The sequence below is a fragment of the Gloeomargarita sp. SKYB120 genome (assembly GCA_025062155.1).
Classification (GTDB): domain Bacteria; phylum Cyanobacteriota; class Cyanobacteriia; order Gloeomargaritales; family Gloeomargaritaceae; genus Gloeomargarita.
Window position 1 is genome coordinate 1 of sequence record JANXAM010000003.1, and the last position, 23481, is coordinate 23481.

At 58.2% G+C, this 23481-nt stretch carries 24 protein-coding genes; 12 read left to right on the top strand and 12 right to left on the bottom strand.

Features of this window, described 5'->3' with window-relative positions; genetic code table 11:
- The first annotated feature begins 176 nt into the window (after positions 1-176).
- The 4 genes from NZ705_01765 (at position 177) to NZ705_01780 (ending at position 2417) form a co-directional block, all read left to right on the top strand.
- Entirely contained in the window at positions 177-332 is a 156-nt protein-coding gene (locus tag NZ705_01765) for a hypothetical protein (GenBank protein MCS7291689.1), read from the top strand.
- Between the two features lie 315 nt (positions 333-647).
- Positions 648-1040: an adenosylmethionine decarboxylase gene (speD, locus tag NZ705_01770; GenBank protein ID MCS7291690.1), complete on the top strand. Its 393-nt coding sequence runs from the start codon at positions 648-650 to the stop codon at positions 1038-1040.
- Positions 1040-1915: a polyamine aminopropyltransferase gene (gene speE, locus NZ705_01775; protein MCS7291691.1), complete on the top strand. Its 876-nt coding sequence runs from the start codon at positions 1040-1042 to the stop codon at positions 1913-1915. Before speD ends, speE begins: the two co-directional genes overlap by 1 nt.
- Positions 1916-1970: 55 nt before the next feature.
- Positions 1971-2417 (top strand): TerB family tellurite resistance protein, encoded by a 447-nt coding sequence (locus NZ705_01780; GenBank protein MCS7291692.1) that lies wholly within the window; start codon positions 1971-1973, stop codon positions 2415-2417.
- Here NZ705_01780 and NZ705_01785 read toward each other — a convergent pair.
- Positions 2353-3288 (bottom strand): CHAD domain-containing protein, encoded by a 936-nt coding sequence (locus NZ705_01785; protein ID MCS7291693.1) that lies wholly within the window; start codon positions 3286-3288, stop codon positions 2353-2355. The two genes, NZ705_01780 and NZ705_01785, sit on opposite strands and share 65 nt — an antisense overlap.
- A 46-nt stretch (positions 3289-3334) precedes the next feature.
- Complete coding sequence (gene cysH, locus NZ705_01790; protein MCS7291694.1) at positions 3335-4084, bottom strand: phosphoadenosine phosphosulfate reductase; 750 nt, start codon at positions 4082-4084, stop codon at positions 3335-3337.
- A gap of 126 nt (positions 4085-4210) precedes the next feature.
- Here cysH and NZ705_01795 point away from each other — a divergent pair, with 126 nt between their 5' ends.
- Both NZ705_01795 and NZ705_01800 read left to right on the top strand, forming a co-directional pair.
- Entirely contained in the window at positions 4211-5950 is a 1740-nt protein-coding gene (locus NZ705_01795; protein ID MCS7291695.1) for an NADPH-dependent assimilatory sulfite reductase hemoprotein subunit, read from the top strand.
- A gap of 124 nt (positions 5951-6074) precedes the next feature.
- Entirely contained in the window at positions 6075-7694 is a 1620-nt protein-coding gene (locus NZ705_01800) for a DUF4070 domain-containing protein (GenBank protein ID MCS7291696.1), read from the top strand.
- On the opposite strand, the gene cydB is transcribed toward NZ705_01800, so the two are convergent.
- The 8 genes from cydB to NZ705_01840 form a co-directional block, all read right to left on the bottom strand.
- A complete protein-coding gene (gene cydB, locus NZ705_01805; GenBank protein ID MCS7291697.1) occupies positions 7691-8731 on the bottom strand; it encodes a cytochrome d ubiquinol oxidase subunit II in 1041 nt (346 codons plus the stop codon). The genes NZ705_01800 and cydB overlap by 4 nt on opposite strands.
- A gap of 17 nt (positions 8732-8748) precedes the next feature.
- Positions 8749-10194 carry a cytochrome ubiquinol oxidase subunit I gene (locus NZ705_01810; protein ID MCS7291698.1) on the bottom strand — a complete coding sequence of 482 codons (1446 nt, stop codon included), beginning with the start codon at positions 10192-10194 and terminating at the stop codon, positions 8749-8751.
- 111 nt (positions 10195-10305) lie between these two features.
- Complete coding sequence (hemF, locus tag NZ705_01815; GenBank protein ID MCS7291699.1) at positions 10306-11310, bottom strand: oxygen-dependent coproporphyrinogen oxidase; 1005 nt, start codon at positions 11308-11310, stop codon at positions 10306-10308.
- Between the two features lie 81 nt (positions 11311-11391).
- Entirely contained in the window at positions 11392-12393 is a 1002-nt protein-coding gene (gene bioB, locus NZ705_01820) for a biotin synthase BioB (protein ID MCS7291700.1), read from the bottom strand.
- Between the two features lie 49 nt (positions 12394-12442).
- Positions 12443-12979: a hypothetical protein gene (locus NZ705_01825; GenBank protein ID MCS7291701.1), complete on the bottom strand. Its 537-nt coding sequence runs from the start codon at positions 12977-12979 to the stop codon at positions 12443-12445.
- Positions 12980-12981: 2 nt separating this feature from the next.
- Positions 12982-13761, bottom strand: a complete 780-nt coding sequence (locus NZ705_01830) for a DUF4115 domain-containing protein (GenBank protein MCS7291702.1) — start codon at positions 13759-13761, stop codon at positions 12982-12984.
- 31 nt (positions 13762-13792) lie between these two features.
- A complete protein-coding gene (locus tag NZ705_01835; protein MCS7291703.1) occupies positions 13793-14527 on the bottom strand; it encodes an rRNA pseudouridine synthase in 735 nt (244 codons plus the stop codon).
- Positions 14524-14967 carry a peroxiredoxin gene (locus NZ705_01840; GenBank protein ID MCS7291704.1) on the bottom strand — a complete coding sequence of 148 codons (444 nt, stop codon included), beginning with the start codon at positions 14965-14967 and terminating at the stop codon, positions 14524-14526. Before NZ705_01840 ends, NZ705_01835 begins: the two co-directional genes overlap by 4 nt.
- A 180-nt stretch (positions 14968-15147) precedes the next feature.
- Between NZ705_01840 and NZ705_01845 the strand changes: the two genes are divergently transcribed.
- From NZ705_01845 to NZ705_01855, 3 genes are all read left to right on the top strand, one after another.
- Positions 15148-15642: a tRNA (cytidine(34)-2'-O)-methyltransferase gene (locus NZ705_01845; GenBank protein ID MCS7291705.1), complete on the top strand. Its 495-nt coding sequence runs from the start codon at positions 15148-15150 to the stop codon at positions 15640-15642.
- Positions 15643-16001: 359 nt separating this feature from the next.
- The gene (locus tag NZ705_01850; protein MCS7291706.1) at positions 16002-17315 is read left to right on the top strand and encodes a peptidoglycan DD-metalloendopeptidase family protein; all 1314 of its coding nucleotides are present in this window, start codon (positions 16002-16004) and stop codon (positions 17313-17315) included.
- A 129-nt stretch (positions 17316-17444) separates the two neighbouring features.
- The gene (locus NZ705_01855) at positions 17445-18845 is read left to right on the top strand and encodes a folate/biopterin family MFS transporter (protein ID MCS7291707.1); all 1401 of its coding nucleotides are present in this window, start codon (positions 17445-17447) and stop codon (positions 18843-18845) included.
- On the opposite strand, the gene NZ705_01860 is transcribed toward NZ705_01855, so the two are convergent.
- Positions 18842-19081, bottom strand: a complete 240-nt coding sequence (locus NZ705_01860; GenBank protein ID MCS7291708.1) for a NifU family protein — start codon at positions 19079-19081, stop codon at positions 18842-18844. The genes NZ705_01855 and NZ705_01860 overlap by 4 nt on opposite strands.
- Positions 19082-19213: 132 nt before the next feature.
- Here NZ705_01860 and NZ705_01865 point away from each other — a divergent pair, with 132 nt between their 5' ends.
- The 3 genes from NZ705_01865 to NZ705_01875 are packed head-to-tail and all read left to right on the top strand — an operon-like array spanning position 19214 to position 22538.
- The gene (locus NZ705_01865; protein ID MCS7291709.1) at positions 19214-20476 is read left to right on the top strand and encodes a serine hydroxymethyltransferase; all 1263 of its coding nucleotides are present in this window, start codon (positions 19214-19216) and stop codon (positions 20474-20476) included.
- A 2-nt stretch (positions 20477-20478) separates the two neighbouring features.
- Positions 20479-21528: an undecaprenyl/decaprenyl-phosphate alpha-N-acetylglucosaminyl 1-phosphate transferase gene (locus NZ705_01870; protein ID MCS7291710.1), complete on the top strand. Its 1050-nt coding sequence runs from the start codon at positions 20479-20481 to the stop codon at positions 21526-21528.
- Complete coding sequence (locus NZ705_01875; GenBank protein MCS7291711.1) at positions 21525-22538, top strand: Gfo/Idh/MocA family oxidoreductase; 1014 nt, start codon at positions 21525-21527, stop codon at positions 22536-22538. Before NZ705_01870 ends, NZ705_01875 begins: the two co-directional genes overlap by 4 nt.
- Here NZ705_01875 and secG read toward each other — a convergent pair.
- Positions 22444-22785, bottom strand: coding sequence for a preprotein translocase subunit SecG (gene secG, locus NZ705_01880; GenBank protein MCS7291712.1), 342 nt, complete (start codon positions 22783-22785; stop codon positions 22444-22446). The genes NZ705_01875 and secG overlap by 95 nt on opposite strands.
- Between the last annotated feature and the right edge of the window lie 696 nt (positions 22786-23481).

The window sequence follows — 23481 nt, forward strand, 5'->3', positions numbered from 1 at the left end:
AACGGCGATAAGGCGCTTGCCGAGAAACTCTCCCATCAAGCTTTGGTCTATAAACCTGGCGATAGCTTCAGCATTACCTTTGGCCCAGACCTTCCCCTCGGCACCTACACCTACTACTGCACGCCGCACCGGGGCGCTGGCATGTTCGGGAAGATCATCCTACAGGGGTAGTCCCGATGTCGGCGGAATGGCCCCTATTGGGTTTGTTTGGACTGGCGTTGCTCCTGCTAGGGGGTGTCACGGTCGGCGTGGGGTATCTCACCTGGGTGGAATGGCGCGACCGGCGGCGACGGCAAGAGCAAACCCGCAGCTTGCGGTCTCGGCGTCAATGAGTATATTTGTATTTGTAATCGCGGCTACGGCCTGGGATTGCCTGAGGCTGCATTTTTTTGTAGATTAGAAAAGCTTGCCCAAAGGCCCCAAGACGCATCCGGGGTAAGCCTGCGGGTCAAGCAGCGCTAGCGGCTGGTGGATCGGCTCTAGGGGATGTGAGCTAAAGCGTTTCGGTAGCGAACGTCTTCCGGCGTCCCCCTACCCTTCGTCCACCAGGGCTGCGGTTGTATGGGTGGTGGTTCCCTGAATCACCAAGACATGCAATGTTAAGCTCCGTCAGTCATGGCGGGGGGTGCGATGCGAGGAGGGTAGCAATGCAAGCACTCGGAAGACAAATCCTGGTCGAGTTCTACCAGTGCGACCCACGGGTGCTCAACGATGAGGCCCGTATTGCCCAGATCCTACTGGAGGGGGTCCGACGGTCTAGAGCGACGATCATTACGGATTTGTTCCACTCTTTTAGTCCCTATGGCGTCAGCGGTGTGGTTGTCATCGCGGAATCCCACGTGGCAATCCACACTTGGCCGGAGTACGGCTATGCGGCGGTAGACATCTTCACCTGCGGGGAAACGATTGACCCTTGGGTGATCCAGCAGTACTTGCAGGAGCAGCTCCAGGCCCGCAGTTTGTCCAGCATGGAACTCAAGCGGGGGTTGTTCCCGACTCCGGTGCGACATAAACCGGCGGCGATGGCACAGGTGGGCTGATGACAACGTCTCAGTTTCACCAGATTCAGTTCATCGAGTTCTGGGACGGGCGCACGGGGCAAACCTTCGGCGTGGAGGACTTGCTCTACAGCCAGCGCAGCCCCTATCAGCACGTCCAAGTCTGGCAAACGGATGCCTTTGGGCGCGTGCTAACCCTGGATGGCCTGGTCATGTTCACCGAGCGGGATGAATTTGTTTATCATGAGATGATCAGCCATCCGGCTTTGTGCCTGCTGGACCATCCCCAGCGGGTGCTAGTAGTAGGTGGCGGCGATGGAGGCACGGTGCGGGAAGTATTGCGCCATCCCAGCGTCGAACGGGTGGACCTGGTGGAGATTGACGCCCTGGTGATTGAAACGGCCCGCCGGTTTTTCCCTTGGATGGCCTGCGCCTTTGACGACCCCCGGTTGCAACTGCACATCACCGATGGGGTGGCCTTTGTGGCTCAAGCGCCGGCCCAGACCTACGACGTGGTGATTGTGGACTCGACAGACCCGGTGGGTATGGCTGAAGGACTGTTTGGCCCAGCGTTTTACCGGGACGTGGCCCGGATCTTGCAACCGGCGGGGGTGCTGACGACCCAAACCGAGTCCCCCTTTGACCGGCTGTTTCAAAAGACCATCCAGGCGGCCCACCAGTGCCTGCGCCAGCTTTTTCCCGTTGTGGCGATGTATCTGGCGTTTATCCCTTCCTACCCGACCGGCATGTGGTCCTTTACGCTGGCTAGCAAAGAACGTCATCCGGTGCAGGACTTTGACCCCCAGCGGGCGGCATCCCTCGCTCCCCAACTGCGCTATTACAACGCCGACATTCATCGCGCGGCGTTTGCCCTACCGACGTTCGTGCGACAACAATTGGAAAATCGCGGCGATTAAACAGCCCTACTTCTGCTTTACTAAGAGGCAAAACCCTTCATTCCCCGGAAATCCCGTGTTACCTGCTCAGCCATTGGATGCTCCCTTGAGCCTATGGGAGGGAGTTGCTGCTGTTGGGGTTTTGATGATGCACGCTGACGAGGACCTGGCCTCTGAAGAACAAGAGGCGCTGGTGCAATTCCTAGTCGGCCAGGGAGTTGACCCACCAGCGGCCCAGGCGGCGATTCACAAAGTGTTGCAGGTGTGCCAGGAAGCGGGTCAAGCGGCCTTGGAGGCAGCGGCCTACGCAGCGGTTGCCGGCACGCCCCAAGCTGATACGGCGCTGCGCTTGGCGGTGCGCATTGCCCTGGCGGATGGCTTTGTCTTGCTCGAGGAAAATGCGGCTTTACTCAATCTGATGCGGGGCTTAGGGGTCAGCGAGTCCCGCTTGGAGCAAATCATCCAAGAGGAACTGCGGCAGGATGAGCGGTTTCGGTCGCTGCTGGAGGAGGGACCGGACTGAGGCAACGACCGCCAATGCCACTGTAAATCCGCTGGTGATTCTCACGGCTCTGGAGTTGCGCCCGCAGGGTTTGCCACTGCCGCCAGAGTTCCGTCCGGTCATGAAGTAGGCTTTCCTCGAGGGCGGGGCACTTCAATCCCAGTTGTTCCTCCAGCACAAACCCATCCTGGAGTTGCCCCAGCACCTCTTGCGCTTCCCGCAGCCAACCCAGTGGCTCCTGCAACGCCTCCCCGAGCCAATCGCCGGCAAACTCCCACAAATAACGAGTGCGTTTGATTTGCTTGCGCAGGTCGTGCAGGCCCTCGGGGTTATCGGCAACGCCGTGGATGTCCCACCCCGGATGCAAGGACAGTTCTCCCCAGGCCATCAGCAAGAAATGGGGTAGCGTCACCTCCACCGCCCGGTCGCCCAAGGGTTGCCAACGGGGATGGTCTAACCACTCGCGCCAGGCTTTTTGCACCCGCTCGTAGGTCGCCGAATGCAACAGGGCTACCAACTCCCGTTGCTGTTCTTGCCGCTGGCGACGCAATTGCCGGATCCATCCCTTGAGTGTCTCCTGCTCCTGGCTCGGCAACACTGGCAAGTAGCGGGTTTCCAGCCGTTCCAGCATCACATCGGCATCGCGGGCCTGGCCCAACACCCGGCTGAGCATGCCCACCTTGCGGGCCACGCGGGGCACATCGAGCACCGCCTCAAACCCCTTTAACAGCGACCGCAATCGCCGCATGGCCACTCGCATCTGGTGAATCGCTTCCGGGTCTTCCCCCTGCTTGACGCCCTCCTCCTGCTTGCGCCACTTGCGAACGGCCTTGCCTAGATGCTGGTGAATCCACCACCCCAGGGTCATCGGTTCCATCGTCGTCGTCCCCAAGGTTAAGACTAGGTTAACTGGTAATAACCCCAGTATAACCCAGGCCCTACAGATGGATATGGATGCCGCACTCAGTTTTGCCGGTTCCCCGCCAGCGCCCCGCCCGTTCGTCCTCGCCTTCCGCAATGGGGGTGGTCAAGGGTTCATCGCCAATACTGGCATAACCCCGGTCGTGCAGGGGATTGTAGGGTACATGGTGCTTCATCACGTAATCCCAGCTCTGCTTGCGGGTCCAGTAGGCCAGGGGGTTGATTTTTAGGCGTTGCTGTCTGTCCCACTCCAGCACCGGCATATCTGCGCGCGTGGTCGCCTGGTCGCGCCGTCGCCCGGTAATCCAGGCCACCGTTCCCAGTTCCGCCAGTCCCCGTTGCAACGGCTCGATTTTGGTCAAGTAGTGAAACTGCTCAATGTCGGTTTCCCAAAGTTTTTCCCCATAGCGCTGGGCAAAGGCCTCGCGGGAGTCCACCGTCTGAATCCGGTAAATTTTCAAGTTCAAGTCATAATGCGCCGTGCTGCGGGCCACTAACTCCAACGTCTCCGGGAAATGGTGCAACGTGTCCAGAAACAACACCGGCACCGGATGCGGGGGTTTCAGGTCGCGGTAGAGCAGGTCGGTAATCACCATGTCGTCCACATTAAAGGCGCTGGCCTGGACCAACCCTTCCGGCAGCAGGTCCGTTGCCCACGCCAGGATGTCGCGCGGGGTCGCCGTCGCCAACTCCCGGTTGAGCGCGTCCAAATCCAATTGCCGCACCTTGTGGAGTAACTCCGGATGCACAGGGGTTTCCGTCAACATGTCTGTTTCTTCACCATACGGGTTTCCCGCGCCAAGCTGCCTATTCATTTAGCTTCCCTTAACAGTGTCACACCCAAAAACATGGTACAGTAAAAAGTAACCTATCCCGATCGGAATTAGCGACAAATGACAGCCGTTTCTTCTGGGGATGCGCGGGTGTCCCGCCACGAAGCCGTCAAAATCCACAGCCACTACCTCAAAGAGCCATTAGCGTCCGAGCTGTCGCAGCCCACGACCCATTTCAGCGAAGCGGCAGCCCAGATTCTCAAGTTTCACGGGTCGTATCAACAGGATGACCGCGACCAGCGGCAGGCGTTGCGGCAGCAGGGGTTAGAGCGGGCTTTTTCCTTCATGCTGCGCACGCGCCAACCGGGGGGCCATGTGCCGCCTTTGCTCTATCGCACGTTGGATGACCTGGCGGACCGTTACGGCAACGGCACCTTACGGGTAACGACGCGCCAGACCTTTCAACTGCACGGGGTGCTCAAGGCCAACCTGCAAACGGTGATCCAGGAAATTGTGCGGCAGATGGGCAGCACCCTAGCGACCTGCGGGGACATCAACCGCAACCTCATGGCGCCCCCCGCTCCCTTTCGCAACCGGCCCAGTTATCGCTACGCCCAGGAATATGCCCGCCGCTTGTCCAACCTGCTGTTGCCCCGCACCCGCAGCTACTACGAACTCTGGATTGACGATGAAGAAATCCCCATTCCCGAGTTGCCGGCGTTACAGAAACTCCCCCGCATTCACCTGGACGACCCGGTAGAACCCCTGTACGGCAACCAGTATTTACCCCGCAAATTCAAGTGCGCCATCACGGTTCCCGATGACAACACGGTGGACATCTATTCCCAGGACATCGGGCTGATTGTGATCACCGACGCCAAGGGACAACTGCGGGGGTTCAACATCCTGGTGGGCGGGGGGATGGGCCGCACCCACAACAAGGAAGAGACGTTTCCGTTGCTAGGTCAACCGCTGGGCTTTGCGCCAGTAGATGCGATTGAAACCGTCATCCAGGCCATCTTGGCTGTCCAGCGCGACTACGGCAACCGGCACGACCGCAAGCAGGCCCGCATGAAATACCTGGTGCACCAGTGGGGCATCCGTAAATTCCGCCAGGTGGTGCAGCAGTACGCTGGCATGAAGCTCAAACCCTGGCATCCCATTCCCCCGTTTCCTAGCGGCGTGAACTACTTGGGCTGGCAACCGCAGGGGGATGGCAAGTTGTTTTTGGGGTTATCCATTCCCACCGGGCGCATTCGGGATACGGAAACGTGCCGGCTGAAAACCGCCCTGCGGCGCATCAACGAAGAATTTGCCTTGCCCGTGCAACTATGTCCCACCCAAGACCTCATCCTCACCGACATTGAACCGGCTTGGCGGGGGCGGATTACCCACATCCTGCGGGAGCATGGGGTGCCCTTGCCGGATGAGCTGTCCCCCCTGCGGCAACTGGGCATGGCCTGTCCAGCGTTGCCCACCTGCGGCCTGGCGATTACCGAGTCGGAGCGGGTGTTTCCCGACCTGTTGCAGCAGATCGAAACGGTTTGGGCGGATTTGGGACTGGGCGATACACCGCTGATTGTGCGCATGACCGGTTGTCCCAACGGCTGCGCCCGTCCCTACCTGGCGGAAGTGGGCTTGGTGGGAACTTCACCGGGCTATTACCAAGTCTGGGTAGGTGCGAGTCCCAACGGCGACCGTTTAGCCCAAGTCCTGTGGGAAAAAGTCGCCCTCACCGACCTTCCCCAAGCCCTGCGACCCGTTTTCGCCTACTACAAGCAAGAGCGCTACATGGGCGAGCGGTTTGGGGACTTTTGCCAGCGGGTGGGCGTGACGCGCCTGCAGGAGTTGGTCGCTTGACCTGCTATTGTACATACAAAAATTAGGCGTCATAAAGCCGAAAAATCCCTTAAGAATGGGTTGAGCGGGTTGCCAAGGGATAACGAATCTTCCTACACTAAGGTCACGTATCACAGCGCAACCGATGACTCAGGCTCCTGCTCGTTCCCGGCGCACGCCCTACCAGCCCCAAAACCGGCGACGGATTTTGTGTGTGTTCCCCCGCTACACGCCCGCCTTTGGCACCTTTCACCACGCCTACGAACTCATGCCAGGGGTGAAAGCGTTTATGCCGCCCCAGGGGTTGCTCGTCGTGTCCGCCTACATGCCGGAGTCGTGGGACGTGCGCCTGATTGATGAAAATATCCGGCCTGTGCGGGAGTGGGAATATCGCTGGGCGGATGCGGTCATCATCAGCGGCATGCATATTCAAAAACCCCAGATTTTAGAAATCAATCGCAAGGCGCACCGCTACGGCAAGATCACGGTGTTGGGGGGGCCATCGGTGTCCGCTTGTCCGGAGTATTATCCCGATGTGGATATCTTGCATCTGGGGGAATTGGGGGATGCCACCGACGCCGTGATTGCCTATTTGGATGCCCACACCGAGCGTCCGAAAAACCAAATCATTTTCCGCACCAAAGAACGGGTGCCCCTGCACGAATTTCCCATTCCCGCCTACGAAAAATTGCCCCTGGACCGCTATTTCATTGGCAGCATCCAGTTCTCCAGCGGTTGCCCCTATCACTGCGAGTTTTGTGATATTCCCGCGTTGTATGGCAACAATCCCCGCTTGAAAACCCCCCAGCAAATCCTCGAAGAATTAGATGCGATCTTGGCATCAGGCAATCCGGGCGCCATTTACTTTGTGGATGACAATTTTGTGGGAAATCGCAAGGCGGTTATGCAACTGTTGCCCCATTTGATCGAGTGGCAGAAAAAACGGGGGTATCCGGTGCAATTTGCCTGCGAAGCCACCCTCAATCTCGCTCAAAGTCCTAAGATTCTCGCCATGATGCGGGAAGCCTATTTTTGCACAGTTTTTTGTGGGATTGAAACGCCCGAACCCGAAGCCCTGCACGCCATTTCCAAAGACCACAACTTGAGCTTGCCTATTCTTGAGGCCGTGAAAATTCTCAACAGTTATGGGCTGGAAGTGGTCTCGGGCATCATTATGGGGTTGGATACGGACACGCCGGCGACCGCTGACCGGATTTTGGAGTTTATCCGGTTGTCCAACATTCCCATGCTGACCATTAACTTGCTCTACGCCTTGCCGAAAACGCCCCTGTGGGAGCGGCTCGAAAAAGAAGGGCGCTTGATTTTTGACGAAAACCGCGAATCGAATGTGGACTTTCTCATGCCCTACGAGCAGGTGGTGGCTATGTGGCGCAAGTGCATTACCCAGGCCTACACGCCGGAATTTATTTACCAGCGCTTTGCCTATAACTTGAAGCACACCTATCCCAACCGCATTCAACCGCCCAATAGCCCCGCCCGCACCAATTGGAAAAATATCCTCAAAGGCTTGCGGCTGTTGGCCAATATCTTTGTCAAAGTGGGGCTGTTGAGCGACTACCGGGATGCGTTCTGGAAATTTGCAAAACTGGCATTGCAGCAGGGCCAAATTGAATACCTGATCAGCGCCGCGTTAGTCAGTCATCACTTAATTAAATTTGCGCGGGAGTGTGGTCAGGGGCAGCAGTCCGCCTCATTCTATTCCCAGAAAGTTCGCCACCCCGTTGCCGTCACCACCAGCTACTAACTGACGGGCTGTACCTTCTGGCTTTCAGACCCCACAATCTTGCCGCGAAAGACCACGTAGTTGTAGATGTTATAGCCAAGCACGATGGGGATCAAAAAGCCCACAAACGTCAGCATGAACACCAGCGTACTCGGGGCCGCCGCCGCTTGATAAATGGTAATGCTGGGGGGAATGATGTTGGGGAAAATGAGAAAGCCCAACCCGATAAACGACAGGGCAAAAATCAAAAACGTGTAAACGATGGGAGCCATCTCTTGCCGCAACTGCAAGCTCCGCAACAGGGCGATGATGAGCAGGAGACCCAGCACCGGAATCGCCCCAAAGATATACACCATGGGCCGGGAAAACAGCAACTCCCGTGCGGGTTCCGACAGCAGGGGCGTACTCACTGTGATAAACACAGCACCGGCCAAAGTTGTCCAAGTCGCAATCGTCGCTGTGCGGTAGTGGGTCTGTTGCAATTCGCCCGTTGTTTTCAGAATGAGATACGTCGAGCCAATCAGCACGTAACCTTGAATCAGCGTCAGGGCCACAATCACCGAGCGCCAGGTCAACCAGTCCCACGGCGTGCCGACAAAATGCCCCGCTGCGTCCACCTTGATCCCTTCAAACACCGTGCCGAGTGCAAATCCCTGTCCCAGAGCTGCCAGGAAACTCCCCACCCCAAACGCGATATTCCAGACCATCTTGTTGTCGGCGTTCTCGCGGAATTCAAAGGACACCGCCCGCAGGATCAGTCCCACCACCATGATCACCAGCGGGATATACAGGGCTTGCAGGATGGTGGCATAGGCCAGGGGAAACGCCCCAAACAGCGACCCGCCCATCAGCACCAGCCATGTTTCATTGGCATCCCACACATTGCCCAAGCTGGTCATCAAGATGCTGCGCCGTTCTTCCCCTTTCGCCGTCAGGGACAAAATTCCCACTCCCAGGTCAAACCCGTCCAGTAGCACATACAGAAACAAGAACAGGCCCAGGATGAAAAACCACACCTGCGGCAGGAAATGGGCTAATGGGTCAAGCGATGACTGCATCGGGCACCTCCCTATCCCTAAAACTTCGCTTCCGCTGGGCGTTGGTCCGGTAAATGTTGCGCCGGTTCGATAACGACAGTGGGTTGCACAGCCGCCCGGGGCGCTGGTAGCGACAAATTCGGCCCCTTGAGAATAATCTTGCGCCCAAAGTACAGCGTCATCACAAAGAACACGGCATACATCAGCATCAACCCCGACAGGGAGAACAACACCAACTGGGGCGGCAAATGGGACGCCGATTCCACCGTGCGCAATTGCCCATAGACGAGCCAAGGTTGCCGGCCCACACACCGCACAATCCAGCCCGCTTCCACCGCAATGTAGCCCAGTGGCCCAGCATACACCCACGACCAGAGCAGCCACTTGTTTTGGCTAATCGTCTCCGGCTGAAGTTTCCCGCGCCACCATTGCACCAGGGACACCGCCATCAACCCAGCGAAAAACAGCCCAATGGCAATCATGACCCGGAAGGAGTAATACACCAATCCCACCAGGCGGGGCCGGTCTTGGGGCGACCACTCCTTTAACCCCAAAATGGGCGTATCCAGCGCTGGTTTGAACTCTAGTAAATAACTCAACAGACCTGGAATTTTCAGCTCCCATGTATTCGTCTCCAACTGGTTGTTCGGCAGCGCCAGCAAGGTCCAATCGGCAGGGGTATGTGCTGGAATCGTCTCCCACAAAGCTTCCATCGCCGCCAGTTTAGTGGGCTGGTAATGATACACCTGTTCCGCGCTCCAATGCCCCAGCAGAATCTGCAATGGCGCCACAATCACCAAAACCGTCAACGCAATCTTGAACGAACGACTGAAAAACTCCGTTTCCCGCTTATTCAAGAGATACCAGGCGCTAATGCCCCCAATCACAAACAACGCCGTCTCAAACGTGGCGAAAAACATGTGCAAAAAACTGTGCAGCATAAAGGGGTTGCCAATCGCGCGGAAATAGTCTTGCACGATAAATTTGCCATTGGCAAACACTCCCCCCGCCGGCGTCTGCAACCAAGAATTGGCCGTCAAAATCCAAAACGTAGAAAGGTTCGCCCCAATCGCCACCAGAATGGTCGAAATCAGGTGAATCACCGGCGGCACCCGTTCCCAGCCAAAGACCATAATGCCTAGGAAACTGGCCTCCAGCATGAACGCCATCGTGCCTTCAAAGCCCAGCAACGTTCCAAAGAAATCCCCCACCGACTCCGAAAACGGCGCCCAGTTCAGCCCAAACTGAAATGCCATGGGCAACCCTGACGCCACCCCGATGCCAAAATTCAATAGATACAACTTCGACCAGAAACGGGCGTGGTGGTAGTAGGCCAGGTTACGGGTTTTCAGCCACAGCGCTTCCACAATGACCAGGTAAATCGCCATGCCTGTGGTTAACACCGGCCAGAGCATGTGAAAAATGGCCGTCAGGGCAAATTGCCAGCGCGAGAGCGTCACCGTATCCAGCCACGTTTCCAGCATAAATACCTAGGGAATAGTCACGAATACACTCCTGTTATAGAAGCGGGTCTGGACTTGCCCTGACGGATTACAGATTTTTTTTACGATGGTTGACGAACAGTGAATAGAGCGTTACACAGCGACGGGAGCCAACCAGTCCTGGGGTTTCAGGAATTCCTGGGTCAACTGGGCTTCGGGACTACCGGGTTCCGGCGTGTAGCAATACTCCCAGCGGGCCAAGGGGGGCATGGACATCAGGATGGACTCGGTGCGCCCGTTGGTTTGCAGCCCGAAAATCGTGCCCCGGTCATAGATGAGATTGAATTCCACATAGCGCCCGCGCCGGTAGAGTTGGAATTGCCGTTCCCGGTCGCCATAGACCATATCCCGCCGTCGTTCCACGATGGGCATATAGGCCGGCAAAAAAGCTTGGGCGCAGCTTTGCACCATGCGGAATATATCCTCCCAACTGCGGGGGGGTAGTTCACCCACTTTATTGCTGTAAATCGCCGCGTTGCCCTGGGAATGGTTCCCCCGGTACAGCAGTCCAACGCCGTCCTGGTAATCGAAGAAAATGCCGCCAATCCCGCGCGTTTCCTGACGATGCTTTAAGTAAAAGTATTCATCACACCAGCGTTTGAAAACGGGGTAATACTCGGGGTGATGGGCATCGAGCGCTTCCTTGTGTACCCGGTGAAAATGTACCGCATCCTCTCGGAACGGGTAGTAGGGCGTCAAATCCGCGCCGCCACCAAACCACCACACCGGCCCCGCTTCAAAGTAGCGATAGTTCAAATGCACCGTAGGCACGTAGGGATTGCGGGGGTGGAGCACCAGGGACGTGCCAGTGGCGTAAAACGCATGACCCTTGGCTTCGGGTCGCTGCTCCAGGATAGATGGGGGAAGCTGTTGGCCCCAGACCTCGGAAAAATTAACGCCGCCCCGTTCCAACAGCGCGCCGCCTTCCATCACCCGCGAACGACCGCCGCCCCCTTCTGGCCGCTCCCAGGTGTCCTCCCGAAACTTGCCCTTGCCATCAGCCGCTTCCAACGCTTGACAAATCTCGTCCTGCAATTGCCGTAAAAACGCGCTCACCCGTTGCCGCGCATCACTCGGCGGTAGTCCTGGCGTGGTCATGGGTCGTTCTCCTCGTCAACACTGCTCCCTACTATACCAGGAAACCAGTCACTATTGTCAACAAGCGTCGCTTATTAACAATCAACAAGTTGTTTTATTGCCAACGCGGGGTGCGCGGGCGACCAATCCCAACTGGGCGAGCAGTGCCTGGTCTTGCTGGTAGCTAGGGCAAGGGGTGGTGCGGGTGAGCATCTGGCCGTCATCGCTGGAGAAGATGGAGTTCACCCCCGCCAAGAAACACAACGCCTGTTCTGCAGGACTCAGGTGGGCGCGCCCGGCGGCGAGACGCAAATCGCTCTTGGGCATGAGAATCCGGGCGGTTGCCAGCACCCGCAGCACATCCCACAGGGGCACCGGTTCTTGATTCGCCATCGGTGTTCCCGGCACCCGCGACAGGATGTTAATGGGCACCGATTCGGGGTGGGGTTGGAGACAGGCCAACGTCGTCAGTAACTCAATCCGGTCCTGATGGGTTTCTCCCAACCCGAGAATCCCCCCGCAGCAGACCGTGATGGGCGTTTGCCGGATATGGGCGATGGTGTTCAGGCGGTCGTCGTAGGTGCGGGTGGTGATCACCTGGGGATAATACCGGCGGGACGTGTCCAGGTTGTGGTTGTAGGCGTACAAGCCCGCCTCGCTCAACCGTTGCGCCTGCTCTGGTGTCAGCATCCCCAGCGTGCAACACACTTCTAATCCCAGGTCGGTCACCCGGCGAATCATCTCCAGCACTTGGTCAAACTGTCGTCCCGGTCGCACTTCCCGCCAGGCCGCTCCCAAGCACAGCCGGCTGACGCCTTGAGCTTTGGCGCGCTGGGCAATCGCCACCACCTCTTCCACATCCATCAATGGTTGCGGGGTGATCCCGGTCTGGTAGTGAGCCGATTGGGCGCAGTAGGCGCAATCTTCGGGGCAGCCGCCGGTTTTCACCGACACCAACTTGCACACTTGCACGTCGCGGGGGGGATGGTAACGCCGGTGAACATTAGCCGCCTGAACGATTAGTTCCAGCAGGGGTTGCTCGTAAATCGCTTGCACTTCTGCCACTTGCCAGTCGTAGCGACAGTCCCGCTCCGTCGTTGTCATTCCCATTGCCTCGTAACCGGATCATCACCACTTTGCCTGGAAACTGTCCCTACGGCAATAGGCGCTGGCGCGTTTGGGAACGGGGTCGCTCCCGCACAATCTCCTGACACTCCACGGTTTGGCCGTCCTGGCTCCGCAGCAAGTAGTGCAAAGGCTTTTCCTGCAAGATTTTCCACGGCAAGGCCGCCATTTGCCCCCGCAATAACAGCCAATCCAAACAATCCCGGTCTAAGCACAGCAGCCGCACCCATCCCTGGTCACTGGACTTGGCTCCCCCAATCAGATGCAGTTGGGTACGCCGGCGCAATTGATACCAAAAACCCGTTGGTGGCACGCCACCTGGTCGTTGCAGGGAAATCAACGGGTCAGTGAGCCCCAGCGCTTGCTCGTAGTGGTAGTAGTAATGCAGGGGAACATCGGCCCGTGGCAACCTCAAATCCTCATCGAAGAAGCGCCGCGCCGCCTCCAGGTCGGACGTCATCACGGTATAGACTTTGGGGGAACTGCGCAGGAATAACCATAGGGCCGTGGCGTAGCCAACCAGCAGCAACACCATGACCCCCTGGGGCGAGAGCAACCCGTCCATGGTTACTGCAGCGGTTGGGGAGAGAGCCTGGGATTTTGGGCTGTGAGTTTCACTTCTTTAACTTCGCCTTTCTCACCCAAGGGCTGGGGTGGCCCATCGTTAATCCGCACCTGCACCTCCCCAGCGTTGCCCGCCGCTAACACCAAAGTTTCCCGCGCCGTCCAGCGTTGGGTCGCCCCAGCGCTCAAAATGCCCTCAAACACCACCTGACCGTCCGCCACCACTTGTAACCAGGATTGGCCGGTCATCTCCACCTGCACCTGGATGGCCGATGCTGGAGCTGGCGACGGTGTAACGGCGACTGGTGAGGGAGAAACCGGCATCTGGGGACTGGGTTTCGGACGAGCTGGCGTCTCTGGTGCCGGACTCAGGCTCGCCTGAGGTTTGGGCGTGGGACGCAGGAGATACGACAGCAGGCCAATGGCACCTAAAATGAGGGCAAAGTAAGTCAAATACAGATGCCAAGGCCGCAACGACGGACCACTGGGGGAACTGCTCGCAGGTAACGGCGTCACGGGCATTCCCGTGTCCAGAATCGATAAGTCCAAGTCTTCCACCTGGAGCAGCCGAGCGTATTGCCGGAGAAATCCCCGTACATAGACCGGTTCTGGCAGTTCCTGTACGTCCCCCTCCTCCAAGGCGCGCAACATCCGAGTTTGAATGTGGGTGTGTGCCGACACGTCCGCGAGCGACAAATGCTTGTCCTCCCGCACCTGGCGCAAATACTGACCTATCTCCCGCAAACGTGCTGCCTGCGCAGGGGTGTAAAGACTCACCTTCATCGCATCAACAACTTAACCGGCAGTCTTTACCCTATCTTACCCGCATCCTCGCCCGCACCGCATGGCAAAACGCCAACTCCGATGAGGTCAGCGGACGGATTTGGCCCACCGGTAGATTCCCCAGGTCAATCTTGCCAATTGCTTGCCGGTGCAACCGCACCACCGGATAACCCAGCTGGGCCGCCACACGCCGGATTTGCCGGTTCCGTCCCTCCCGCAACCGTACCTCCAACAGGGTCTGGTCTGGCCACGTTCGTAACACGCGCACTTGCGCTGGCAAGGTGGGGCGCCCGTCCAGTTCCACACCCTGTCGCCACTGGGCGAGTACGCGCGCCGACGGATGGCCAGTAACCCACACCCAGTACACCTTCCAGACGGGATGGCGAGGATGGGTCAAGGCCAAGGTTAAATCGCCGTCATTTGTGAGGAGCAAGGCGCCGGTCGTGTCGTAATCCAACCGTCCCACGGGATACAACGGCGGCAAGCCAGGGGGTAAAAAATCTCGCACGGTTGGGCGTCCTTGGGGGTCGCGACAGGTGCTGACTACACCCAGGGGTTTGTGCAGTAGGTAGTAGTACAAACCAGGGGCTGGCGGTAACGGTCGGCCTTGCACCGTAATCTGGTCCACCTGGGGGTCGCACTTTTGACCCACCTGCGCGGGTCGTCCGTTGACCCACACCTGTCCAGCTCGAATCAGAGCCTCTGCTTGCCGTCGCGCCGCGATTCCCCGTTGGGCCAGAATTTTTTGCAATCGCTCAATTGTCATCCCGTCAAACCCAGGTCCGCCAGGATGTCGGTGGCATGGGTATCGGTCTTGACGTTGGTATAAACGCGGCTGATTTTGCCCTGCGGGTCAATCACGTAGGTCACCCGCTGGCTGTAACCACCCCCATCCACATCATAGGCGCGGCTAATTGCTCCGCCCGTATCCACCAGCAGGGGAAACGGCAAGTTGTACTTCTGGGCAAACGCCTGGTGCGAGGCCTGATCGTCCTGGCTCACCCCCAACACCACCACATCGTGCTGCTGGTAAGCGGCGTAGTGGTCCCGAAATCCACAGGCCTCCTTGGTGCAACCGGGCGTGTCGTCCTTGGGATAAAAGTACAGTACCACCGTCTTGCCCGCAAAATCTGCCAGCGATACTGAACGTCCCTGCGTGTCCACTGTGCGAAAGTCAGGTGCTTGGGTTCCCACCGCCAGAGCCATGTTGCGTCTCCAATCCCTCGTCAACGCCATTGTAGCGCCTGGGGGTCGCCGCTCCCCACTGATGAGTCCCAAACCCCGATTTCATCGGCTCTTTCGTCTCTGCGCACCCCCATGACACTGATTACGATTCCTAATAAGCCGCTGAAAGTTAAGATAAATTTAAAGATGCTAATCGAATGGATGCACGACTTTCACTATACAGATTTTCCGCTCCACATCGTACTTGTCCAACCGCAAATCCCGCCAAATACGGGCAATATCGCGCGCACCTGTGCTGCAACTCGCACGCCTTTACATCTCATTGGCCCGCTGGGATTTGAATTGAGCGACCGCTACCTGAAACGCGCGGGTTTAGACTACTGGCCCTACGTCCTGTACCGCGTCTATCCCAACTGGCAAAGCTTTGTCAGTACATATCCCCAGGTGCGGGGGCGCTGGTTGGCCTTTACTCCCCAGGCCGAAACCTGCTTTTGGGACTACTCATTTCAGTGGGGAGACTGGCTATTTTTTGGGAGCGAAACCACGGGCTTGCCGGAGATTTGCCTGCAGGCATGTCATGCACAATTACGAATCCCCATGGTGGAGCCGGGAGTCCGTAGCCTGAACCTGTCCGTGAGTGTCGCCGTGGGTTTGTTTGAAGCTCGCCGCCAGCTATACCACATGAAGCGACCTTAAGTGTGTTTTCCAGAATACATATAACTTTTTTTTAATGTGAATCGGTGGCTGAGACGAGGCCATCGGCCTTCTCAGTCATAACGATTTATCATCGGGGGTTTACGGTTCACCGGGGCCACCGGCTAAATAATCAGGACAAGGGCGATGTGGTCCATGTTCCACACGTCTGGTGGTGGAGGGGTGATCGGGTGTTGGGTCCAACCGGCACGCGGGTAGCCCTCATCAGGTTCGCTCCTTGGTGCGTTTATCCTCACACCCGTTTTAGGAGGTAACTCATGCCGCAGCATGACCTAAGCCATTTTGACTGGCAGCCTCTGCAGGTTTCTTCCCAATCTAGGCCCTCGGTTACGACAACGCCGTTGCTTCGGCCTCTGGCGACATCTTCGGTTTTGACTGGCCTGGCAGCCGTGGGGGCGCTGGTCGGCCAGGGGATGGCGCTGGCCGAGGAACCCGCCGTCGCAACGGAGGGATTGCCATCGCAGCAGCAGGAAGCCGGTATGGCTGCTGTGCCAGAAGAGCTGGTGACACAACACCGCGTGCGAGCGGGAGAAACCCTGTGGCAGTTGTCGTACCTGTACCAGGTCACGGTGGAAGAGTTGGCGCGTTTCAACGGCCTGCAGCCGGATCAGGTACTAGAGGTAGGACAGGTCTTGAAGATCCCGCCTCGGTCGCTAGGACCTAATCGGGCGGAGAGTTTGCTCGAGCGGGTACGACAGCAGGCGCTGGCGCGGCAAAGGCCTTCCCTAGCAGCCATGATGGAGGCCCCGACGTTGGTGGCCCACAGTGCCCAAGAGGTTTCACCTAAACAGGCCTGGGAATACCGGGTGCAGCCAGGGGACACGTTGAGTGCAATTGCCCGTCGCTACCGGGTTTCTCTAGCGGAATTGGTGCGGTTCAACCAGTTGCGCGACCCGGATTGGCTGTACGTGGGTCAAGTCCTGCGGGTGCCAGCCACACCAGGGGTCTCCCCAGCATCGGCGGTTGCCCAGCGGCCTGTGCCGCAGGTGCTCGCGCGGCTACGAGCGCCCCGTTTGACCACGCCTCCGACGGCGCTCCCCGCTCCACCGGTCAATCCGCTACTGGGGACCGATGCGCTGGGTGAGGTGGGCAAGGCGCCGGCGCTAGATACGGATAATCTCCGGCGCCAACCGGCGGTTCAGGATTTATCGGCTATCTTGCCAAGGGTATTCCCACCCGTTTTGGATGAAGGTCCAGCGGATAACCGGCAAGCCCTGAGCCTACCGCCCATTGGAGAGGTGGATAAGTTCTTACCCAAAGACCCCACCTTTTTCCGGGGCTATATCTGGCCAGCACGAGGGGTATTGACGTCGGGGTTTGGGCCGCGCTGGGGCCGGATGCATCAGGGGATTGACATTGCCGGGCCAGTGGGAACGCCGATTGTAGCGGCGGCTTCAGGAACGGTGATCTTTGCCGGTTGGAACGCGGGCGGCTACGGCAATCTGGTGAAAATCTGGCACGACAACGGCAGCGTCACCTACTACGCCCATAACCACCGGATTCTGGTGCGGGAAAACCAGCGGGTGGAACAGGGGCAGTTGATTGCGGAGATGGGCAGTACCGGCTTTAGCACCGGTCCCCACTTGCACTTTGAAATCCGCAAGCGTGACCGGGGTCCGGTCAATCCCCTGGCGTTTTTGCCGTCGCGCCGGTGATGCCATAGGCAAATTGCAGTGAGGTTTACCGGGTCATGGGGTGTCCTATGGCCCTTTTTGTGTGGGTCAACCGCCAGCCCTTGTAAAAAAACCTATACAATTTGAAAAGTTTTAACAGTAGGTTGTCCCATGCCAACCCCTTCCGCTTCTGCTTGGTCAGCCTGGGTCCAGCGGCGGTTGCTGCTGGGCTGGGAACCAACGCCGGAGTTGCTGGCCATTCTGCTGGTGTATTTTGTGCAAGGGGTGATTGGGCTGGCACGGCTGGCGGTGAGTTTTTTCCTCAAGGATGAACTGGGACTGACGCCGGCGACGGTGGCGGCCTTAACTGGGATTGCGGCGTTGCCCTGGATGGTGAAACCGCTGCTAGGGCTAGTGGCGGACGGGTTGCCCTTGGCGGGGTACCGGCGGCGTTCCTATTTAATGCTGTCTGGTGTATTGGGAGCGACGGCTTGGGGGTTGCTGGCAACCTGGGTGCAGCGGCCATGGCAAGCGGTGGCGGCGATTACGATGGCGTCCCTGGCGACGGCGCTGGGGGATGTGATTGCCGATTCGCTGGTGGTGGAACGGGTGCGTGGGGCCAGCCAGAGCCATACGGGGTCGTTGCAATCTTTGTGCTGGGGGACCAGCGCCCTGGGCGGCGTCATCACCGCGTATTTCAGCGGGGCGTTGCTAGACCGTCTGGGGACGCGGGCGGTGTTTGGGATTACCGCGCTGTTTCCGATGCTCGTGACGCTGGGAGCGTTTTGGGTGCAGGAGCTGCGCCAGCCCCGCCAAAAACAAGTGGTGACGCAGGTGGTGGGCCAGATTCAGCAGCTGTGGACAGCAGTCAAACAACCGGGCATTCTCATGCCGACGGCGTTTTTGTTCCTATGGCAAGCCACGCCCACGTCCGATACGGCGTTTTTCTTCTTTGTGACCAATGAGTTGCACTTCCCGCCGGAATTTTTGGGACGGGTGCGATTGGTGACCAGCGTGGCGGCCCTAGTCGGCGTGTGGATTTTCCAGCGCTATTTGCGAGACGTGCCGATTCGCCGGATGTTGCTCTGGACAACGGTACTTTCTAGCGCGTTGGGGATGACCAGTCTGCTGCTGGTGACCCATACCAATCGGCTGCTGGGGATTCCGGACCGCTGGTTTAGTTTAGGTGACAGCGCCATTTTGACCGTCATGGGGGAGATTGGCTTTATGCCGGTGCTGGTGCTGGCCGCCCGGTTATGCCCCCCCGGTATCGAAGCCAGTTTGTTTGCCCTGTTGATGTCGGTGCTGAACTTGGCTGGGGGAGTTGCTCACGAATTGGGTGCGTTGCTCACGCATCTGCTAGGCATCACCGAAACCCAGTTCGACCGGCTCTGGCTGCTGGTGACGATTACCAATCTCAGTAGCTTGCTCCCACTGCCCCTGTTGGGCTGGTTGCCGGAAGACAAGGCAACTACCAAGCCTGAACTACCACCGGCGGTGGTGGCCGATGCAGTTGTCCTGGGGGACGTGGCGCCGGGGTTGCACTTTGAAGCGGTTGAGGTGGAGTCCTAAAACACTTGTTCGACTTCGGCGATTTCGGGAATGAATTCCTTGAGCCGCCGCTCGATGCCCATGCGCAACGTCATGGTGGAACTGGGACAAGCGCCGCACGCGCCCTGTAACCGCAACCGCACGATGGGGCCGTCAATTTCCACGAGTTCAACATTTCCCCCATCAGCCATCAAGTAAGGGCGCATCTCGTCTAGCACTTTTTCCACATTTTCCACAGTCAACGGCAACGTCTCCATAGGAAGGCTCCACAAACAAGCAGTCTCAGGTGAATTTTCCCTGTCGGTCAGGCTATGATGGGACAGGGATATGGGTGAAACGCCCATCCTTAGTGTACCGTGAAAGCTCAGTTGGGGGGAAACGTGACAGAGATGGCCCTAGCGCCGTTGGCGGCAACCGACCCGGTGGTGGCTGACTTGATTGCCCAGGAGTTGCAGCGGCAACGGGATCATTTGGAGTTAATTGCCAGTGAAAATTTTGCGTCGCCGGCGGTGATGGCGGCCCAAGGGTCGGTGCTGACGAATAAATATGCCGAGGGTCTGCCGGGGAAACGTTATTACGGCGGGTGTGAGGTGATTGACGCAATTGAGCAACTGGCGATTGACCGGGCCAAGGAATTGTTCGGCGCGGCCCATGCCAACGTGCAACCCCACTCCGGCGCCCAGGCAAACCAGGCGGTGTTTCTGGCGCTACTGCAACCGGGGGATACGATTCTCAGCATGGATTTGAGCCATGGCGGGCATTTAACCCACGGCTCGCCGGTGAATCTATCAGGGATGTGGTTCCGGGCGGTGCATTACGGGGTGCATCCGGAGACCCACCGGTTGGATTACGACCAGATTCGGGATTTGGCGCGGCAACACCGGCCCAAGCTGATCATCTGCGGGTATTCCGCCTACCCTCGGCAAATTGATTTCGCGGCGTTCCGGGCGATTGCCGATGAGGTGGGGGCGTACCTACTGGCGGACATGGCCCATATTGCGGGGTTGGTCGCTGCCGGGGTGCATCCCAGTCCGTTGCCCCATTGCCATGTGGTGACCACGACCACCCACAAAACCTTGCGCGGGCCGCGTGGTGGGTTGATTCTCACCAATGACCCGGAGCTAGGCAAGAAGCTGGATAAAGCGGTGTTTCCGGGAATTCAAGGCGGGCCACTGGAGCATGTGATTGCCGCCAAGGCGGTGGCGTTCGGGGAAGCTTTGCGCCCGGACTTCCGTGCGTACATCCAGCAGGTGGTGCGCAATGCCCAGGCGTTGGCCCGAGGATTGCAGGAACGGGGATTGACGGTCATCAGCGGCGGCACGGATAACCATCTGGTGCTGGTGGATGTGCGACCCACGGGATTGACGGGGAAAGCGGCGGATGCCCTGCTGGGGGCGATTAACGTGACGGTGAATAAAAACACGATTCCCTTCGACCCGCAGTCGCCGTTTGTAACCAGCGGGATTCGCTTGGGGACGCCGGCCATGACCACCCGCGGGTTTGGCGAGTCGGAATTTGAGGAAGTGGCTGACATCATTGCCCACCGGTTGTACCATCCGGAGGACCTCTCGGGCCGAGAACGGGTAGCGGCCTTGTGTCGGCGTTTTCCCCTGTACAGCCATTTACCCCAGCGAGAGCCGGTGCCGGTGTAGCAATGCCCTTCCATCTGCTGGCGTTTTTGTTGGCGGCGGGCGTGGTGCTGTGGGTGACCCCCTGGGTCAAGCAGTGGGGACTGCAGGTGGGTTCAGTGGATGTCCCCAATGACCGGAAAATTCACCGGCAACCAATGGTGCGCATTGGCGGTGTGGCCATTTTTGCGGGTTACCTGGTGGCGCTGCTGGTGGTCTGGTGGGCGGGGGGATTTGTAGATGCCCAGGGCCAACCCTTGCGGGCGCAGGCGGATGCCCAGATGTGGGCGACGACGGTCGGGGGCTTGTGTTTTTTTCTGATTGGGCTGGCGGACGATTTGTTTTCCCTGTCGCCGGGGTCGCGGTTGGTGATGCAGATGGCGGTGGCGGGAGGCGTGTGGGCTTGGGGTGTGCGCATTGATTCTTTGACCTTGCCGGGGCTGGGGTTGGTGTCGCTGGGGCCATTGAGTTTGCCCTTGACGCTGCTGTGGCTGGTGGGAATGGCCAATGCCATCAATATGGTGGACGGGGTGGATGGCCTGGCGGCGGGTGTTTCTGGGATTGCGGCGGCGGTGCTTTTGGTCGTGACCCAGTTTATGGGCCAACCGGCGGCGGCATTGTTGGCGGCGGCGCTGGCGGGAGCATGCTTGGGCTTTTTGCGCTACAACTTTAACCCGGCGCAGATTTTTATGGGCGATGGCGGCGCTTATTTCATGGGATTTACCCTGGCGGCCATCGGCACGATTGGCATGGTGAAGCGGGTGACGACTGCAGCGGTGGTGTTGCCCTACATCATCCTGGCGGTGCCGTTGCTAGATATGACCTGGGTGGTGATCGACCGGTTGCGGCGCGGCAAGTCTCCTTTTTTTCCAGATCAACGGCATTTGCACCACCGGTTGTTGCGGGCGGGTCTGTCTCAACGGGAAACGGTAACGGTGATCTATAGCTTGACCCTGTGGGCGGGGAGTGTGGCGCTGGCGCTGGCAGATTTCCCGGGGTCGCCGGTCTATGTGGCGATTGCCACCCTGTTGCTGGGGTTTATAGCGTGGAGCGTGTGGCAACGGCGAAAACCATGACCACCATTGGCTTTGGGTTGATTGGCACAGGGTATGCGGCCAGCCGGCGGGCGGAATGTCTGGCGCAGGACCCACGCGGGCGCTTGGTGGCGGTGGCGGGGCACACCTGGGACAAGGTGCAACAGTTTGTCGGTCAATATCCAGCCGAGGCCTGCACCGACTGGCGTGAGGTCATTCATCACCCCGATGTGGACATTGTGATCGTGGCGACGGTGAATGCGCTACATGGGGAAATTGCCGCCCAAGCGCTGGCAGCCGGCAAAGGGGTGCTGGTGGAATATCCGTTGGCGTTGGATTACACCCAGGCGGCCCAGGTGGTGCAGCAGGCGCGGGCGCGGGGCTTGTTTCTCCACGTGGAGCACATTGAACTGCTGAGTCCGATTCATCAGGCGTTGCGGGAGGTCTTGCCGAAACTGGGTCGAGTGACCTACGGGCGGTCAGTGAACCTGGTGGCCCAGTACCCAGCTCCCCGCAAGTGGACCTACCACCGGGAATTATTTGGTTTCCCTTTCACCGCCGGGCTGGCGCGGCTCAACCGGCTCTTGGATTTGCTGGGGCCAGTGGCGTGGGTCTTTTGTGACGAAGCATTCGAGGACGCTGGCGATGGTTATTACCGCAGTTGCCGGTGCAACGCCCAATTGGGATTTGCGGGGGGCGCGTTTGTGGAATTGACCTACGGCAAAGGCGAATGCATTTGGGAAGACCGGCGGCATTTCAGCTTGCACGGCGACCAGGGCGGCGTCATTTTTGAAGGCGACCAAGGGGAATGGATCACCCCAACCCAACAGCAACCCATCCCGCTCAGCGGTCGCCAAGGATTATTTCACAAGGACATGACCTGCGTGCTTGACCATCTCACCCAAGGCGCGCCCCTGTACACCACACCGGAAAAAAGTCTCGCAGCGCTGCGGGTGGCTACGGCGTTACAGGCGTCGGCTCAGGCGCACCAGCGGGTAGTTCTGGCGGAATGGGAGTTACCTGGGGCGGCGACGTCGCTTCAGCGGGCTTAGGAGGATTGATGTTACTACCGGGAAGCCAGCCTGCAGACAAGATGACCGTCGTACCCATAAATACCACGGCCAAACTCCAGGTCACACGGTTCAGCGTCGTTTCAGCGCTGCGGGTGCTGCTGAATAACTGCGCTTGACCCCCAATCGCGGCAATCCCTTCACCTTTAGGACTGTGCAACAGGATCAATATCACCAGCGCCACCGCACTAAAGAGCCAGATGGCTTCCACCAGCGTCACAATGCTCATCGCTCTATCCTTGCCAAGGCCCCTTTCATTTTACCCTAGGTCTCCTGATGCCAGTAACTCTCTCCTAGTGAATACTGCAACCCGCCCAGGTCTCAAACGCCAACAATCAAGCTCACTGTACAGCCACAGTAGAAGCAGGTTAAAGAGTGTCGGTTCTTGCCGAACCATTCGGGCACAAAAAACTGGACTGCGTAGAGTAACAATTGTTTTCACTTTCGCGGCATGGGTGACGACAATCTTGGACGCAGAAACTGTGATTTTTTCCAAGACTCTCTGCCATCCTTTCATCCTACAGCCAAGTATTGATATTTTGAAAGTTTCAAGTGAATAATTGCACCGTCAATACTTGCCCTTAAAACCCCTATGGGATCGCAGTTATTCACCCCGGAGTGGACCTGTTGTCATCAGTAAGTTGAACTCTCAATATTTCTATCACTTCTCAAGCTGCAAGGCAAAGTTGCATCCTTGGTTTTCTGAACTCGTTTGATAAACTTAAGCATCTTACAAGGTAGAGCTTCTGAATTTCTCTTTCATAGCTAGTCTCAGTTTTTTAGGCTTGTCATATCTTAGGTCGTAGGGCACAGCCCATCCCTCGTTTTACCGTCATCTCGCTAACATAAACTAAATAATACGACTACAATTCTACTTCTTATCCGCATTGTACAGCTACTACGCAGAACATTCTTATTTCGGATA

Bases quoted from the DNA above. Each gene is read 5' to 3' on its own strand.
- secG (MCS7291712.1), bottom strand. From the start codon at position 22,785: ATGAGCATTGTGACGCTGGTGGAAGCCATCTGGCTCTTTAGTGCGGTG.
- cysH (MCS7291694.1), bottom strand. From the start codon at position 4,084: ATGTTGACGGAAACCCCTGTGCATCCGGAGTTACTCCACAAGGTGCGG.
- NZ705_01800 (MCS7291696.1), top strand. From the start codon at position 6,075: ATGACTCAGGCTCCTGCTCGTTCCCGGCGCACGCCCTACCAGCCCCAA.
- speE (MCS7291691.1), top strand. From the start codon at position 1,040: ATGACAACGTCTCAGTTTCACCAGATTCAGTTCATCGAGTTCTGGGAC.
- NZ705_01810 (MCS7291698.1), bottom strand. From the start codon at position 10,194: ATGCTGGAAACGTGGCTGGATACGGTGACGCTCTCGCGCTGGCAATTT.
- cydB (MCS7291697.1), bottom strand. From the start codon at position 8,731: ATGCAGTCATCGCTTGACCCATTAGCCCATTTCCTGCCGCAGGTGTGG.
- speD (MCS7291690.1), top strand. From the start codon at position 648: ATGCAAGCACTCGGAAGACAAATCCTGGTCGAGTTCTACCAGTGCGAC.
- bioB (MCS7291700.1), bottom strand. From the start codon at position 12,393: ATGACAACGACGGAGCGGGACTGTCGCTACGACTGGCAAGTGGCAGAA.
- NZ705_01840 (MCS7291704.1), bottom strand. From the start codon at position 14,967: ATGGCTCTGGCGGTGGGAACCCAAGCACCTGACTTTCGCACAGTGGAC.
- NZ705_01830 (MCS7291702.1), bottom strand. From the start codon at position 13,761: ATGAAGGTGAGTCTTTACACCCCTGCGCAGGCAGCACGTTTGCGGGAG.
- NZ705_01855 (MCS7291707.1), top strand. From the start codon at position 17,445: ATGCCAACCCCTTCCGCTTCTGCTTGGTCAGCCTGGGTCCAGCGGCGG.
- hemF (MCS7291699.1), bottom strand. From the start codon at position 11,310: ATGACCACGCCAGGACTACCGCCGAGTGATGCGCGGCAACGGGTGAGC.
- NZ705_01875 (MCS7291711.1), top strand. From the start codon at position 21,525: ATGACCACCATTGGCTTTGGGTTGATTGGCACAGGGTATGCGGCCAGC.
- NZ705_01865 (MCS7291709.1), top strand. From the start codon at position 19,214: ATGGCCCTAGCGCCGTTGGCGGCAACCGACCCGGTGGTGGCTGACTTG.
- NZ705_01795 (MCS7291695.1), top strand. From the start codon at position 4,211: ATGACAGCCGTTTCTTCTGGGGATGCGCGGGTGTCCCGCCACGAAGCC.
- NZ705_01860 (MCS7291708.1), bottom strand. From the start codon at position 19,081: ATGGAGACGTTGCCGTTGACTGTGGAAAATGTGGAAAAAGTGCTAGAC.
- NZ705_01870 (MCS7291710.1), top strand. From the start codon at position 20,479: ATGCCCTTCCATCTGCTGGCGTTTTTGTTGGCGGCGGGCGTGGTGCTG.
- NZ705_01825 (MCS7291701.1), bottom strand. From the start codon at position 12,979: ATGGACGGGTTGCTCTCGCCCCAGGGGGTCATGGTGTTGCTGCTGGTT.
- NZ705_01835 (MCS7291703.1), bottom strand. From the start codon at position 14,527: ATGACAATTGAGCGATTGCAAAAAATTCTGGCCCAACGGGGAATCGCG.
- NZ705_01765 (MCS7291689.1), top strand. From the start codon at position 177: ATGTCGGCGGAATGGCCCCTATTGGGTTTGTTTGGACTGGCGTTGCTC.
- NZ705_01845 (MCS7291705.1), top strand. From the start codon at position 15,148: ATGCACGACTTTCACTATACAGATTTTCCGCTCCACATCGTACTTGTC.